Below are 13,337 nucleotides of genomic sequence, written 5' to 3' on the forward strand. Positions count from 1 at the left end.
ATAGACAAATATCTGTATTTCTAGAATTTCATAGTTAAATTATTAACTTTTAATTAATTTAAATATTTTTTACAAATAATATATTTAATATACAACTTTTTAATTTTAAGGTCAGTTATGCGAAATAAAACAGACAGTAAAAGTAAGTTTAATGCAAAACCTCAGCCAAAAAAGAATATTAACAAAGCCAGATCAGTAGTAGGCTCAAAAATTGGGCACCAAAAAGGTTGGATAGAAGTAGAATAAATATAGTAATGACAGAAAGGATAGATTTCTTGCCAGATAGATTGCCTATGTTTTTAAAACATAAGGCAAAACGGTTTTGTTTGTTAATTACGCCATCTCTCGCTAATAAAATTGATATAAAAGAATGTAAAAACTATGAAACATATCAAATAAGATTGTTACCTAAAGACACAACTATTGATAAGTTTATTGTTGATATCGAAGATGATACAGACATTTTTTTTATCCCTTATCAATATCCCGCGCTTGATTGCTATCCAACAGATGGTAGTCTTAAGCCAAATCAACGATTTGTTGATTTACTTGTTAATCAGCAAACTATAGTCGATTTTCAAACGCTTATTTTTGTTCTTAATTCAACTTATAACCTTTCAAATAAAGAGTTTAAGCAGCGTGCTAATCTTTTTTTTAAAGCACTAAACAGGGCAGAAAGTATTGATTTAATTAATCCCATTTATGATGCTAAGGCTCGAATTATTCTGCAAGATTATTATTTATGGACTGAAAGTATTGGCCAAATTTTAAAAAATGAATCCATTAGAGCACCTTGTGGTGAAATCGCTTTAACTTCAATGCATTTTCGAGATGAAGTCATTCATAATTTAAGCATTGATGGTCAAATCGTTTTCGATAGTACAGTGATTCTGCATTTATTAAAATTTGAGGACACCTTATTTAAAGAACAAGAAAGGATCTATGATGGACTTAGTAAAGTTAAAAAAGCGCCAATTAAACTTGTTATTAATAAGGGTATAGTAGTTGATATTATTCCTCTTACCCAAGATAAAGAACCGGCTCAAATTTTAGAAGATTTTTTTTCTTATGATACTGAATTAAGAAAAATTATAGAAATGGGCTTCGGTTTAAATAAGAATTTACAACTTCTCCCACAAAACTTGGCAGCTAATGAAGCGTATGGTGGCTTAAATAATTGCTTACATGTGGGTTTTGGCCGAAGAAAACTTAAGTTCCATTTAGATATGCTCAGCCCTCATACTTGTGCTATTACGAATGAAGGTGTTTTGCTTGCTGGCTATTTTTTTAATCCTAAGCGATGAGCTCTAAGAGAAAGTAATTGGTAAGTCCGATCTAACATTAATAGTGCACTAACGAATAAGCCCACCCCATAACCAATCCATATGCCAATGGCGTCTAAATATAAATTAAAGGCCAAAAAATAAGCCACAGGAATGGCGATAAGCCATAAAGAAATAATAGTGCTTAGAAATATATACATGCTATCTTCAAAGCTCCGTAATATAGATCTAAATATATTTCTAAAAGAGCTAATAAAGACACAAAGCGCGACAGCAGGGAATAAACGTAAGGTTTCATAGGTTAAATTATTACTTTGAGATTGGCTGGTGAGGAAGTTTATTTTTAATAATAAGGTCTTATATGATAAGAATAAAATAATAATTAAAGTGGTAAGAACGCAAGAAATGAATATTCCAGCTCTAACAGCATAAATTAATTTCTGTTCCTCCTGAGAACCTAACAGATGTCCAATACGAATACAAATAACTCGAGACAATGCATAGGGTAATGCAATTAATAAGCCATAAAACTGCAAGGCCATTTGATGGGCTGCTAAAATAAATTTGCCTAAATGGGCTATTAAAATGGTTAAAAAAAATATGCAACCTAAATTAGAGAATTGAATCAAACCTAAAGGCAGTCCTAAATAAAGAAAAGCTTTTAGGAGTTGACTATCCCAATGATGGTTTTTATTAAAAAAATACGATGTGTTTTAAAATCTGATGAAAAAAGATAAGAACTCAAACCCAAACTTGTTAAAAAATAAGCGCTAGCATAGCCTGAGCCAATGCCCCGGATTCCCAGTTTTGGTAAATTTAGTAGGCCAAAAGCAAGAATAAAAGACAGAAATAAGTTTAAAATGAGAATGGCAAGATTGGCAATTAAACCAATCTGCGTTTTGCCTAATCCCAGCAAAAAATTTTCCAGTGCAATATAATATAAAAGAGCTGGTGCAGCCCATAATAGGGCATAAACGTAAGCTTGAGTTTGAAAAATAACATTGGGATGAAGCTTAAGATGCGCAAAGAAATAAGGCGAACTTGTAAAAAGTAAGATAAGAAGAAGGCTCATTAAAACCAGAGCAGGCCAAATATTGCGCATAAAGTGTTCTATGCCTTTATAATCAGCTGCACCACAGTAATGAGATACTAGAATGGAGATTGTGCCTAAAATGCCGACAAATAGGGCAACAAGTGCACTCCATAAAACTGATACTAAGGCGCTAGCAGCTAATGCATCATGTCCAAGATGTGCAATAAAAACTACTGTTATAAACGCATTTAAAATTGGTATAAGTTGCGATGGTAATAAAAAGATGCTCATTCTTAAATTGATAACTACTTCTTCTTTAACTAGCTTAAGTTCTTGCTTTTTCATAAGGACGTTATATTTTTTCCTGGTTTTATTTTCTTTAGAACTAACTCATTAATTGAATGATAAATTTATCCTTGTTACAAATCTGCCACTCACCATCTTAAGCAGAATAAAATAATTTTTTTCATTATTAATTATATGTAGTTATTTAAATTCTAGGGATTCCCTATAATTTAATTGTGCTTTATATGTAACGTTTTACTTTTATTTCTTACGGCTTAAATATAGATTAATCCTTAAACCGCAAGGTATTTATGCGGAATCGCTATAGCATAAATAAGATAATCAAAATATAGATAATTTACTTAGAATAAAGGTTTTAGTTTCTGATCGATAAGAAATAATTCTTCAATAGTTTTGATACTAAGATCGATTGATGCGCTAATGGTTTTGGTGACTAATTCTTCTTGATCCGAAAAGGCTGTTTTGTCGCCAACAATAGCTAAGATACAACCACTAAGAATATCAGGTGATTGCGCAGAATTTAATTTAGCATTTTTAAGTGTTGTTAGTATAAATAATTGGGCGCATTCCATTTCTGAAGCTAATACACCTGCTTGATGTAAACTACTCATGTAATCTTCATTATCACTTCGTATAGATAGGTGAAACTCACGCGCATATAATGAACTTTTTGAGTGAACAACGCCAAAATGAATAGGCGTTGTTTCGATTAGCTTACTAGCTCGTCCGGCAGCAATTAAATATTCAAGAGAGGATAGAGCAGGGTATTCAGGATAAATATAATCCCAAGAAGCTTTATCATCTCTAACAGCACCTGTTGCAACCACCAAGTGGCCAGTTTTAATTTGTTCAGGCTGAAGAGAACCTGCCGTTCCAACTCGTAAAAATCGACAGGTGCCTAGATTAATTAATTCGCTAATAATGATATCGGCACTAGGCCCGCCCATACCACTTGATACGGCGCCAACATCAATTGGGCCATGCTGACTAAGTAAGGTGCCTAAATATAAATTATGTTGTCTAGGGTGAGGGCGTACCGTAGTCTGGCTAAAACGCTCACTAAAGTGTTTGGCTCGCTCATCTGAGCCAGTTAAAAAAATATAGCGTCCTAAACCATTATTACCCTTCAAATCATCAGGTGTCGCATTAATATGCTTTGGCTCAAAGTCCATAGTAGAATCCTTTCTTAACCTAATAAATAATATTTATGATACTGCCATGAGGACGCAGTAAATAATCTCCGTAGGATTTAAATTTTTAAAAAACTTCAGTTATTCTAGTAAATCCAGTTTAGGATAGAGGAAGTATAAACAATTAAATAATTATTAGGGAAAAAAATATGAAAAGGAAGGCTTATGCTCTTAGCTTTATGATGTTTTATTTAATAACTGCAGAGGTAAGGGCAGATAACCCACCTTCTAAATTAGAAGACCCAGCTATACAGCAGGTTATTAATCACTATTTAGCTACAGCTGGGAAAAAAGAACAAGTCACGGGTATTGCTGCTTCCGTATTAATTCCATCAGAAAAAGGTAGTTTAAGAGGTAAAATAGTAAACTATTTTGCCGGAACTATTGGACGGCCTCCCTATACTGCTCCTGTAACTCAAGATAACCTTTTTGAAATAGGTAGTATTACAAAATCGTTTGCCTCAGCCATTATCTTACAATTAGAGGCTGAAGGAAAATTATCAATTAATGACAAGTTAGGTAAGTGGTTACCACAATATCCTAATTGGAAAGATATTACGATTAAACAATTACTAAATATGACCAGTGATATACCTAATTATTCAGCCAATTTAGAATTTTATAAAATAGCGGAAAAAGCTAATTTTAAGAAACAATGGTCAGCGACAGAATTACTAAAATGGGCTTCGCCTGATAAACCTATTAAAGATCCGAAACATTATTTTAATTATTCAAATTCTAACTATATTCTTGCTAGTTTAATTATTGAAAAAATCACTAATAAGTCTTTTGCTGAAGTATTAAAAACAAGGATTTTAACGCCTTTTCAATTAACTAATACGTTTTATCCTGCGGGTAATGATGCAGAAGAAATTTATAAAAAACTCATGCCTCGCATGGTACATGGTTATTTCTATGACAAGGATAAAAAAGAAATGATTGATACAACGGGTAATAATTTAACCTGGGCTAGTGCTGCAGGCGCAATCATTGCCGATACAACCGATGTCATTCGCTGGGTGCAGATATTATACCATGGCAAGCTTTTTGATAATAACCATCGTAAAAACGCTTTAACTGAATTAATGTCAGTTATATCAACAAAGACTGGGCAACCAATTCCAACAGTAAGTAAAGATGATCCTGATGGTTTTGGTTTAGGTGTAGTTTACGTTTATGATAGCAAAACTGAAAATCGTTATTGGAGTTATAAGGGTAGCACTCTAGGATACCGTGTTATGTATCTCTTTAGTCCATGTAACAATATAACCGTTGCGGTTGCCCTAAACAATAAAGCTGGTGAGGGTGAGACAAATTCACCTATGGGTGACGCTATAAAATCGCTTACCCTTGATACTTATCAAGCAGTGATTAAAGCTTATCCTAATTATGCTTGTAAGAATTAGACTAATAGATATATTAATTTAGAAGATGAGTTGGGTCAATTGACCCAACTTTAAAATTATTTAGTGCTGCAGTGTAGATTAACTAATTGTTCACTTTGATTAGTTAAATAAGCTTGAGCATGAGCGTCTGCTTCAATTTCAATTCTTTCATTAGGAGAAACAACGATTTTTAATGTATCGCCTTCAGTAAGAATGTGCCCATTAACAATAAATTTTCTTTGAAAAGCTTCAATGTAAATTGCGCTTTTAGCATTTTTTTCAGTTCTAACTTTACAAGTTGCAGTAACAGTCCAAGGGAGATAGTTAGAAAGTGTTTGCACCTGGTTTGGTGGTAAATCATATTCTTTTGATATCCCTTTTGCTAACTCAAAATTAGTTGCAAAAGAACTTGTAGCCAATAGAGCACTTGTACAAAGCAAAAGAGCTTTTACTTTTTTTAACATTATATTACCTCTACTTTGATCTAAAATAGTTAACATTAATTGCAACGAATATTCATTAAGGTATCAGCATCATTAGTGATAGTTAGTTTTGCACGAGCATCTAATTCAAACTCAATTTTATCGCCAACTTTCGCTAACACAGTCATTAAGCTGCCTTCAGGTAGGATAACGCCGTTAATAACAGCACGATTTTTTAATGCCTCAATTAATAAAGGATTTTGATCGTTTTTTTCTGCTCTGACTGTGCATTTGAAGTTTTGACTGCTAAACCAGCTACCGTTAAATTTTACCGCTTGATGTGGTGGTAAATCATACCCTTTTAAGGTACTTAGAGCCAGTTCTTGGTTTTGAGCAAAAGAACTACCTGCAAAAAGAACAGTAGCTGAGCACAATAAAGCAGCACTAATTTTTTTTATTTTCATTTTAATTCCTTATTTCCAGCTGGTTTATGTAATACGAATGCTGTATTTTCCTAATATAGGAGGGATAAAAAAACTGCTCTTTGACTTAAAGAAACAGCAAGTTAAAGGCGTTTCATTTATCCGTAAAAAAACGCCTCAAATTTAAAACACTGTGTCTCTATTGTCAAACTAATTAAGCTTTATTAATGCCGTTTTTTGCTAGGCTTACTTCCTTAAATAATAAAAACTCTGAGCACTAAAAATATAAAAATTTTAAATTCAATAGCTTAGAAAATAAGTGGCTGATTTCCATATTGAAAATTACTTCCTTAATACTATTAAATTTTTTTTTAAAAATGGGTGTCAAAAAAATAAATATAAATTTGTCACGCAGTTATTTAAAAAACTATGTAAAACTTTTGTCTTTAAATTTTTTTATATATATATTATTTGATCATGGCATTCTTTGACTCAATATATAAATTAATATCGTCTAAAAGGTATTGACATATTCATCCCCTATGGTAACTTAGTAGATGAGGCATGCATTATTGTTAAATATGTCAATATTAATTTGACAGTACGTGGTGAGGTTATTCAAGTCAGTAAATTTCATAAATTTTAAAACACTGACTTAAGTAAAAATGCTTGCTAATCCGACCCATCTGGCCTATGGATATTTACTTAAGAAGTATGGTCTTTAAAAGGGATAAATATTTAATAACAAGAATGAGGTGTAATATGAATAAAATGAAATCTATATGTCTTCCTGCTCTTTTAGCTGCTGGTTTAACGACAAATGCTTTTGCACTTCCTTGTGATGGCTTTGAAATTAAAGTAAAAAACAATCTACCTGATAAATTATTAGTAACGCAAGTTCGCTTGAATGGTGCAGACATTCAGCCAGGTGGTATTCAGCAAATCGAGGGTAAATCTGCACAAACTTTTACTGTAAATAAAAGCGCTGAAAAAGGGATTATGTCAGGGGAGTTTGTATTCCATACCGTTAGTTTGCCAAGTAAGGAAGTTAAAGTAAAATTTGATCTTGCTAATGAAGCTCTCATTTGTAATCACACAGATAAAACACCAGCTGGCGATTATCCAGTAGATAAGACGCGTTTACCAAATCAAGTCTTATATAGCATTGGTAAATAACGGTGTAGGAATTAAAAAGCAGTCTATAGACTGCTTTTTAATTTATAAAGTAAATGGATTTTAAGGAGGTCCAAATAACTGTTGATCAGGATCATAGATAGCCTGTTCCCTCTCTTGGATTTCTTTCCCTGCTTCTGCAAGGCGTTGAAAAAATGTTCCTTGCATATCAGTAAAACTTAAAGGTAATGATTCATACATAGAATGAGGTGGACTAACTTCTGGTGCAGATGTACTTGCTACAGGAGCACCGGCAGTATCTGCTATACCTGCATAATCTGGGATGTCACCGATAAATTCCGCGTCCCTAGCATTACTTAAGCTAGCGGCATAAGCCGGAGTCTCAACCCTAGACTCATTATTAAAAATTGCTGGGTTAAATTGAACAGCTAAAGTATTTAGCCAAGTTGTTAGGGCGCAAATAGATATACGTGTTGGTTGATTTAGTAACTCATAATATATAAAAAAATGATTTAAAGCGTCGGTAATAGTTCTAGTTATATCATTTAAATAGCATTCTATATTTTCTGGATCTTCAAAACTAGATTTATATTTTTTTAAGTAATTCACCATGGTAAAGGATAAAGCACAGTACTCTCTGATTAAGTTTGATAAGTCTATGAAAGAAGAAGCATAATTACTAAGCTGTTGGCCAGCTGGGATTGTACCTAAAGTAGTATCAATTCGACCTTGACAACGTCTCATTTCCCTTTTAAGTTCATCAAACTTCTCTTTTGCTTTCCCCTTTTCAAATCTTAATTTCATCGTAATTGCCCAACAAGATAACGTATAATCTATTTTAAACAAATATGCTTAATATAGTATTAAAAATATACATATGGATGATTTTTTGAATAAATAAATTTAGACAAATTAGCATGAAGTATAAAATTATAGGAATTAACTGGTGACGTAACCATCAATAGCTTATCCTGCTCTGGGCCTGGATTCATAGCCTGAAAATAAAATATGGTTAGCTTAAGTAACAGGAACTAGCGACAAAAGAAAGCAGCTTAAAAGCTGCTTTTTCAATAAATGATTAGCTCAAATTTAATTATTAGTTATTTGGCAAGTCGCCATCTGGTTTATACCCTTTTCATCAGGATCCGGCACATGTTCAAAGAAGGTACCATGATAACTGGTTAACTCTCTCGTGGGAATAGATGTATACTCCGTGTCTGTATGCTTATATTCTGTGGGCATACTCATGTTTTTACACATCCCTTCGAGTTGGCTTAATTGCTGAAAAGTATGATTAATAACCTCTTTTGTACTATTAGCTATATCACAGGCCAAAAATTTAATTAAATCGGTCTTGGCTTGTTCAATAGTTGAAAGAAGATAGTCTCGGGCTTTTGTTTTATCATCATATCTAGGCATAGATGTTGCTAACTGATTCACAATGCCTGTAACGGATCTACAGTAATCCGACATACGATCTTGCATATAGTTACCTATTTCCTTAAACTTTGATTGAAGCGCAAGGGCGTCCATAACGTTCTTATAAGCACCAACTACATTAATATTCCAGATAAAAGTTAAGTCTTTTTCGGCATCTTCAAATTTTAATTCCATAGCATCTCCATTTGGTAAAAAAATGTTAAAACTGATTATATTTTATACTATTTTACTTAAGGAAATATTAAAATTATTTTAAAGTAGAGGGATGGATACTCAAAAGCGATTTAACTAATTTTTTGTTTAATAAAAGGCTATTAATTATAAAAAATAGCCTTTAAAAGGCCACTCCTTTACCAAAAATATTCAAATTAAAGATTTACTTTTACATCTTCATTGCAAAGAAAGTTCCAGAAACATCATCGGCGCATTCTTTAAAGGGTTCATAGCGAATGCTAGGATGATTAAGGTCATATAGCGTTCGATGTTCTATTCTAAAGAGGAATTCGTTGTGGATTGTGTTTAGTCGTTTAACTGTCACATCAATTGCATTTTTAATTTCACTCTCTAAATGCAATATGTTGAATTCTGCAAGTCCTTTCTGAACTTGAGTCATTGCGTCATTAAAATACTTTTGTGTTGCTAAGGGATCTTCAAAAGCTAAGATATTTCTAGTGAGGTCGTTAAACAAAACTAGAGCAGTATAACAGTAATGTTTAATAGCTTTATCGGTGTAAGTCTTATTACTAAAAAAAGTACCACTCCAGTGATCTTTTGATTGCATAACGTAACTGTAAGACTTAACAATATTATCGCTCCAAAATTTATCAAAATTTGCTTTTGAATCTGAAAATTTCATAGGACCCTCTATTTATTTGAGATGAAGGTGCTGAATCGTAAACTACTTTTATTGAAATATTAATGAATTTAAGAATTTCTAGCTTTAAAATGATCAGTTAAGCTTAAATCCATTCAATAAAAAACGGCTATTTTAATTTGTAAAATGAGAAATATAGTTCGGGCATAAAATTATTTGCTTTGTAAAATTAGCCCATATATAATGAGCCCCTCGTCCTTGAGGGCGAATTATAGGCACGTAGCTCAGTGGTAGAGCACCACCTTGACATGGTGGTGGTCGGTGGTTCGATCCCACTCGTGCCTACCATCTCAGCCCTTTTTGCAGGGTATCTTTTAGCAATTTTTGGATAAACTACTTTAATTGCTCTACTATCCTGGCTATGCTGCTGGGAAATGACTATTTTTTAACTAAATAGATAACGTATAAACTTAATTTAACTGGTAGTTGGTTAGAGGGAGTACAAGATGCCAAATATTAAATTACCTGATGGCCAGGTAAAGCATTATGATTATCCCATTACTGTAAAAGATGTCGCTTCTGATATAAGCGTAAGCTTAGCTAAAGCAGCATTAGCAGGGCGTGTTAATGGAAAATTGGTTGATACCAGTTTTCAAATTGACCGTGATTGTGAATTAACTATCATCACTGATAAACAAGATGATGGGTTAGAAGTAATAAGACACTCTGCAGCACATTTGTTAGCGCAAGCAGTAAAACAATTATTTCCTAACGTACAAGTTACCATTGGCCCTGTCATTGAAGATGGTTTTTATTATGACTTTGCTTTTGAGCGTCCCTTTACCCCTGAAGATTTGCAGCGCATTGAAGCTAAAATGTATGAGTTAGCAAAAGAAGATTTACCTGTATCAAGGCGAGAATTACCTCGTGATGAGGCCATTAATTATTTTCGTAGTTTAGGTGAAGAATATAAAGCAAAAATTATTGCTGATATCCCAGCCAATGAAGTTTTATCTTTATATAAGCAAGGCGATTTTGAAGATTTATGTCGCGGCCCTCATATTCCTTCTACTGGGTTTTTAAAAGCATTTAAATTAACGAAAGTAGCTGGAGCTTATTGGCGCGGCGATGCTCGCAATGAAATGTTGCAACGAATTTATGGTACAGCTTGGGCCAATAAGAAAGCATTAGAGACTTATTTACATCGACTGGAAGAAGCTGAGAAACGCGATCATCGCAAGCTTGGTAAAGCATTAGAATTATTTCACTTTCAAGATATTGCACCTGGTATGGTGTTTTGGCATCCCAAGGGGTGGGCCATTTATCAAATACTTGAGCAATATATGCGGCATCGGTTAAAAGATTTTGGTTATCAAGAGATTAAAACGCCACAATTAGTTGATAGAACGCTCTGGGAAAAATCAGGCCATTGGCAAAATTTCCGCGATGAAATGTTTATCACTGAAACTGAAAACAGACATTATGCAGTCAAGCCTATGAATTGCCCTTGTCATGTCCAAGTTTATAACCAAGGTCTTAAAAGTTACCGTGACTTACCGTTACGCTTTTCAGAATTTGGTAATTGCCATCGTTGTGAACCTTCTGGTGCGTTACATGGGTTAATGCGAGTACGTAACATGGTTCAAGATGATGCGCATATTTTTTGTACGGAAGATCAAATTCAATCAGAAGTAGCCATGATGCTTGAACTTGTAGAATCAGTCTATGCTGATTTTGGATTTTCCGAAATTAAGTATCGCCTGGCGCTACGACCTGAAAAGAGGGTAGGTGAAGATGCAGTTTGGGATAAAGCAGAGCAAGCTTTAAAACAAGCCATGCAAGATAGGAATATTAAGTGGGTAGATGCACCTGGCGAAGGCGCATTTTATGGTCCTAAAATTGAATGTTCGTTATCAGACTGCTTAGGTCGTATTTGGCAGTGTGGAACTATTCAAGTCGATTTTTCTATGCCTGAGCGGTTGGGTGCTTCTTACATTGCAGAAGATGGCAGTAAACAGATTCCTGTGATGTTGCACCGAGCAATTCTAGGTTCATTTGAGCGTTTTATGGGAATTTTAATTGAACATTATGCTGGTCGCTTCCCCTTGTGGCTTGCGCCTGTACAAGCTATAGTCCTTACAATTAGCGAAAAACAGCATGATTTTGCTCAAAAAGTAACAAAAATTTTACAAAAACAAGGTATTCGAGCTAATTTTGACTTGAGAAATGAGAAAATAGGTTTTAAAATTCGCGAACATACGTTACAAAAAATTCCCTATTTATTAGTCATTGGTGATAAAGAGGTTGAAAATAACTTAGTTGCTGTGCGATCTAGAGAGGGTCAAGATCTAGGGACAATGACTTTAGAAAGATTGATTGATGTTTTCCAAAAGGAAATCAATACTAAAGGTCAGCGCACGCCAGCATTAGCTACTAATAATGTTGTAGTGTAACAAAGTTATCTAAAAATATATTTTAACGTTATAATTAAATTTTGTATAACGTTACTATTTAACTAACTGGAGGATTTAACTATTAGTGTATCAAATAAGCAGCGTGAAAGTGATCGCGCACGCGTTAATGAGCAAATCAATGTACCAGAAGTTCGCTTAATTGATGATGAAGGGAACCAGATGGGGATTGTATCAACGCGCGAAGCATTGCGCGCGGCTGAAGAGGGTGGCTTAGATTTAGTAGAAATTTCACCTTCTGCGCGACCTCCAGTATGTAAAATAATGGACTATGGTAAGTTTCTCTTTGAGTTGAGCAAAAAGCAAGCTGAAGCAAAGAAAAAGCAGAAGCAAATTCAGGTCAAAGAGTTAAAGTTCCGTCCAACGACGGAAACAGGGGATTATCAGGTCAAGCTACGCAACCTGATACGTTTCCTACAGAACGGTGATAAAGTGAAAGTGACCTTACGCTTTCGTGGTCGAGAAATGGCTCATCAAGAAATTGGTATGAAACTTATGGAGCGCTTGCAACAAGATACGGCAGAATATGCTGTTATCGAGCAGCATGCAAAACGTGAGGGTCGCCAATTATTAATGGTTTTATCGCCTAAAAAAAAGTAGGTTGAATTTAAGAATTAGTATGATAGAGGATTTATATTTGCGTTAGTTGAGAAAATGGTTCAATGAGTCTATTTAGCGACTCGAATATAGTATTTTAGTACTATATTTAAAGCCTTAGCTTTATATCAATTCGATAAGTAAGCCCATGAATCATCTTAAAATAGATCCTTTAGCTAATTAACTAAATTCTGCCACATTATTTATTTTAGAAATAAATGCGGAGTAAAAATTATGCCTAAATTAAAGTCGCATCGAGGCGCTCAAAAGCGTTTTCGTAGGACAGCAAGTGGTGCTATTAAGCGTCGTCGTGCTTATAGGAATCATATCCTCACTAAAAAATCGAGCAAACAAAAACGACAATTGCGCGTAGAAGCAGGTACATTAAAAGCATGTGATGCGCGTTTAGCTGAACGTATGTTGCACGGTAGTTAAGGGGGATTAGATATGCCAAGAGTTAAACGAGGTGTGACAGCTAAAGCACGTCATAAAAAGGTTTTAGATCAAGCTAAAGGTTATTATGGTGCCCGTAGTCGTACTTATCGGGTAGCGAAACAAGCAGTTATTAAGGCTGGTCAGTATGCTTATCGGGATCGACGTCAAAGAAAACGTCAGTTTCGTGCTTTATGGATTACCCGAATTAATGCGCAAGCAAGAGAATGTGGTTTATCTTATAGCCGTTTGATTGATGGGTTAAAGAAAGCTGCTATAGAGCTAGATAGAAAAGTACTCGCTGATATGGCTGTATATGATAAAGTTGCTTTTGCAGCCATTGCTGAGAAAGCAAAAGCAGCACTGCAATAAATCAGATTAATTTGTTTAAATCGAAAATAGAATTAA

Annotated in this window: 15 protein-coding genes and 1 tRNA gene; 8 read left to right on the top strand and 8 right to left on the bottom strand. The window is 34.1% G+C overall.

Features of this window, described 5'->3' with window-relative positions; all coding sequences use genetic code 11:
• The first annotated feature begins 275 nt into the window (after positions 1-275).
• Positions 276-1,304 carry a hypothetical protein gene (locus E1P04_RS11835; protein ID WP_131783120.1) on the top strand — a complete coding sequence of 343 codons (1,029 nt, stop codon included), beginning with the start codon at positions 276-278 and terminating at the stop codon, positions 1,302-1,304.
• On the opposite strand, the gene E1P04_RS11840 is transcribed toward E1P04_RS11835, so the two are convergent.
• The 3 genes from E1P04_RS11840 to E1P04_RS11850 form a co-directional block, all read right to left on the bottom strand.
• Positions 1,280-1,912: an MATE family efflux transporter gene (locus E1P04_RS11840; RefSeq protein ID WP_165482767.1), complete on the bottom strand. Its 633-nt coding sequence runs from the start codon at positions 1,910-1,912 to the stop codon at positions 1,280-1,282. The two genes, E1P04_RS11835 and E1P04_RS11840, sit on opposite strands and share 25 nt — an antisense overlap.
• A 32-nt stretch (positions 1,913-1,944) precedes the next feature.
• Positions 1,945-2,661: an MATE family efflux transporter gene (locus E1P04_RS11845; protein ID WP_131783122.1), complete on the bottom strand. Its 717-nt coding sequence runs from the start codon at positions 2,659-2,661 to the stop codon at positions 1,945-1,947.
• Positions 2,662-2,963: 302 nt separating this feature from the next.
• Positions 2,964-3,794 (bottom strand): phosphorylase family protein, encoded by an 831-nt coding sequence (locus E1P04_RS11850; RefSeq protein WP_131783123.1) that lies wholly within the window; start codon positions 3,792-3,794, stop codon positions 2,964-2,966.
• Positions 3,795-3,961: 167 nt separating this feature from the next.
• Between E1P04_RS11850 and E1P04_RS11855 the strand changes: the two genes are divergently transcribed.
• Positions 3,962-5,218: a serine hydrolase domain-containing protein gene (locus E1P04_RS11855; protein WP_131783124.1), complete on the top strand. Its 1,257-nt coding sequence runs from the start codon at positions 3,962-3,964 to the stop codon at positions 5,216-5,218.
• 56 nt (positions 5,219-5,274) lie between these two features.
• On the opposite strand, the gene E1P04_RS11860 is transcribed toward E1P04_RS11855, so the two are convergent.
• Together E1P04_RS11860 and E1P04_RS11865 are read right to left on the bottom strand one after the other, a co-directional pair.
• On the bottom strand, positions 5,275-5,661 hold the full coding sequence (locus E1P04_RS11860; protein WP_131783125.1) for a hypothetical protein: 387 nt from the start codon (positions 5,659-5,661) through the stop codon (positions 5,275-5,277).
• Positions 5,662-5,696: 35 nt separating this feature from the next.
• Positions 5,697-6,083, bottom strand: a complete 387-nt coding sequence (locus E1P04_RS11865; RefSeq protein ID WP_131783126.1) for a hypothetical protein — start codon at positions 6,081-6,083, stop codon at positions 5,697-5,699.
• Positions 6,084-6,803: 720 nt separating this feature from the next.
• On the opposite strand from E1P04_RS11865, the gene E1P04_RS11870 reads away from it, so the two are divergent.
• Positions 6,804-7,217: a hypothetical protein gene (locus E1P04_RS11870; RefSeq protein WP_131783127.1), complete on the top strand. Its 414-nt coding sequence runs from the start codon at positions 6,804-6,806 to the stop codon at positions 7,215-7,217.
• 60 nt (positions 7,218-7,277) lie between these two features.
• Here the strand turns inward: E1P04_RS11870 and E1P04_RS11875 are convergent, their stop codons facing one another.
• The 3 genes from E1P04_RS11875 to E1P04_RS11885 all read right to left on the bottom strand — a co-directional run bounded on the left by E1P04_RS11875 (position 7,278) and on the right by E1P04_RS11885 (position 9,471).
• The gene (locus tag E1P04_RS11875) at positions 7,278-7,979 is read right to left on the bottom strand and encodes an isoprenoid biosynthesis enzyme family protein (protein ID WP_131783128.1); all 702 of its coding nucleotides are present in this window, start codon (positions 7,977-7,979) and stop codon (positions 7,278-7,280) included.
• Positions 7,980-8,264: 285 nt separating this feature from the next.
• The gene (locus tag E1P04_RS11880; protein WP_131783129.1) at positions 8,265-8,789 is read right to left on the bottom strand and encodes a hypothetical protein; all 525 of its coding nucleotides are present in this window, start codon (positions 8,787-8,789) and stop codon (positions 8,265-8,267) included.
• 208 nt (positions 8,790-8,997) lie between these two features.
• On the bottom strand, positions 8,998-9,471 hold the full coding sequence (locus E1P04_RS11885) for a hypothetical protein (RefSeq protein WP_165482768.1): 474 nt from the start codon (positions 9,469-9,471) through the stop codon (positions 8,998-9,000).
• 231 nt (positions 9,472-9,702) lie between these two features.
• On the opposite strand from E1P04_RS11885, the gene E1P04_RS11890 reads away from it, so the two are divergent.
• The 5 genes from E1P04_RS11890 to rplT all read left to right on the top strand — a co-directional run bounded on the left by E1P04_RS11890 (position 9,703) and on the right by rplT (position 13,301).
• Positions 9,703-9,777: transfer RNA gene (locus E1P04_RS11890), tRNA-Val, on the top strand.
• 158 nt (positions 9,778-9,935) lie between these two features.
• The gene (gene thrS / locus E1P04_RS11895) at positions 9,936-11,882 is read left to right on the top strand and encodes a threonine--tRNA ligase (RefSeq protein WP_131783131.1); all 1,947 of its coding nucleotides are present in this window, start codon (positions 9,936-9,938) and stop codon (positions 11,880-11,882) included.
• A gap of 81 nt (positions 11,883-11,963) precedes the next feature.
• Entirely contained in the window at positions 11,964-12,500 is a 537-nt protein-coding gene (gene infC / locus E1P04_RS11900) for a translation initiation factor IF-3 (RefSeq protein ID WP_115332107.1), read from the top strand.
• A 231-nt stretch (positions 12,501-12,731) separates the two neighbouring features.
• Positions 12,732-12,932 carry a 50S ribosomal protein L35 gene (rpmI, locus tag E1P04_RS11905; protein ID WP_115332106.1) on the top strand — a complete coding sequence of 67 codons (201 nt, stop codon included), beginning with the start codon at positions 12,732-12,734 and terminating at the stop codon, positions 12,930-12,932.
• Positions 12,933-12,944: 12 nt separating this feature from the next.
• Positions 12,945-13,301: a 50S ribosomal protein L20 gene (rplT, locus tag E1P04_RS11910; RefSeq protein ID WP_131783132.1), complete on the top strand. Its 357-nt coding sequence runs from the start codon at positions 12,945-12,947 to the stop codon at positions 13,299-13,301.
• Positions 13,302-13,337 lie beyond the last annotated feature (36 nt).

The sequence above is a fragment of the Legionella gresilensis genome, from assembly GCF_900639865.1.
GTDB lineage: Bacteria > Pseudomonadota > Gammaproteobacteria > Legionellales > Legionellaceae > Legionella_C > Legionella_C gresilensis.

Excerpts from the sequence above, each read along its gene's own strand:
- E1P04_RS11845 (WP_131783122.1), bottom strand. The coding sequence starts at position 2,661 with ATGAAAAAGCAAGAACTTAAGCTAGTTAAAGAAGAAGTAGTTATCAAT.
- E1P04_RS11850 (WP_131783123.1), bottom strand. The coding sequence starts at position 3,794 with ATGGACTTTGAGCCAAAGCATATTAATGCGACACCTGATGATTTGAAG.
- E1P04_RS11855 (WP_131783124.1), top strand. The coding sequence starts at position 3,962 with ATGAAAAGGAAGGCTTATGCTCTTAGCTTTATGATGTTTTATTTAATA.
- E1P04_RS11860 (WP_131783125.1), bottom strand. The coding sequence starts at position 5,661 with ATGTTAAAAAAAGTAAAAGCTCTTTTGCTTTGTACAAGTGCTCTATTG.
- E1P04_RS11865 (WP_131783126.1), bottom strand. The coding sequence starts at position 6,083 with ATGAAAATAAAAAAAATTAGTGCTGCTTTATTGTGCTCAGCTACTGTT.
- E1P04_RS11870 (WP_131783127.1), top strand. The coding sequence starts at position 6,804 with ATGAATAAAATGAAATCTATATGTCTTCCTGCTCTTTTAGCTGCTGGT.
- E1P04_RS11875 (WP_131783128.1), bottom strand. The coding sequence starts at position 7,979 with ATGAAATTAAGATTTGAAAAGGGGAAAGCAAAAGAGAAGTTTGATGAA.
- E1P04_RS11880 (WP_131783129.1), bottom strand. The coding sequence starts at position 8,789 with ATGGAATTAAAATTTGAAGATGCCGAAAAAGACTTAACTTTTATCTGG.
- E1P04_RS11885 (WP_165482768.1), bottom strand. The coding sequence starts at position 9,471 with ATGAAATTTTCAGATTCAAAAGCAAATTTTGATAAATTTTGGAGCGAT.
- thrS (WP_131783131.1), top strand. The coding sequence starts at position 9,936 with ATGCCAAATATTAAATTACCTGATGGCCAGGTAAAGCATTATGATTAT.
- rpmI (WP_115332106.1), top strand. The coding sequence starts at position 12,732 with ATGCCTAAATTAAAGTCGCATCGAGGCGCTCAAAAGCGTTTTCGTAGG.
- rplT (WP_131783132.1), top strand. The coding sequence starts at position 12,945 with ATGCCAAGAGTTAAACGAGGTGTGACAGCTAAAGCACGTCATAAAAAG.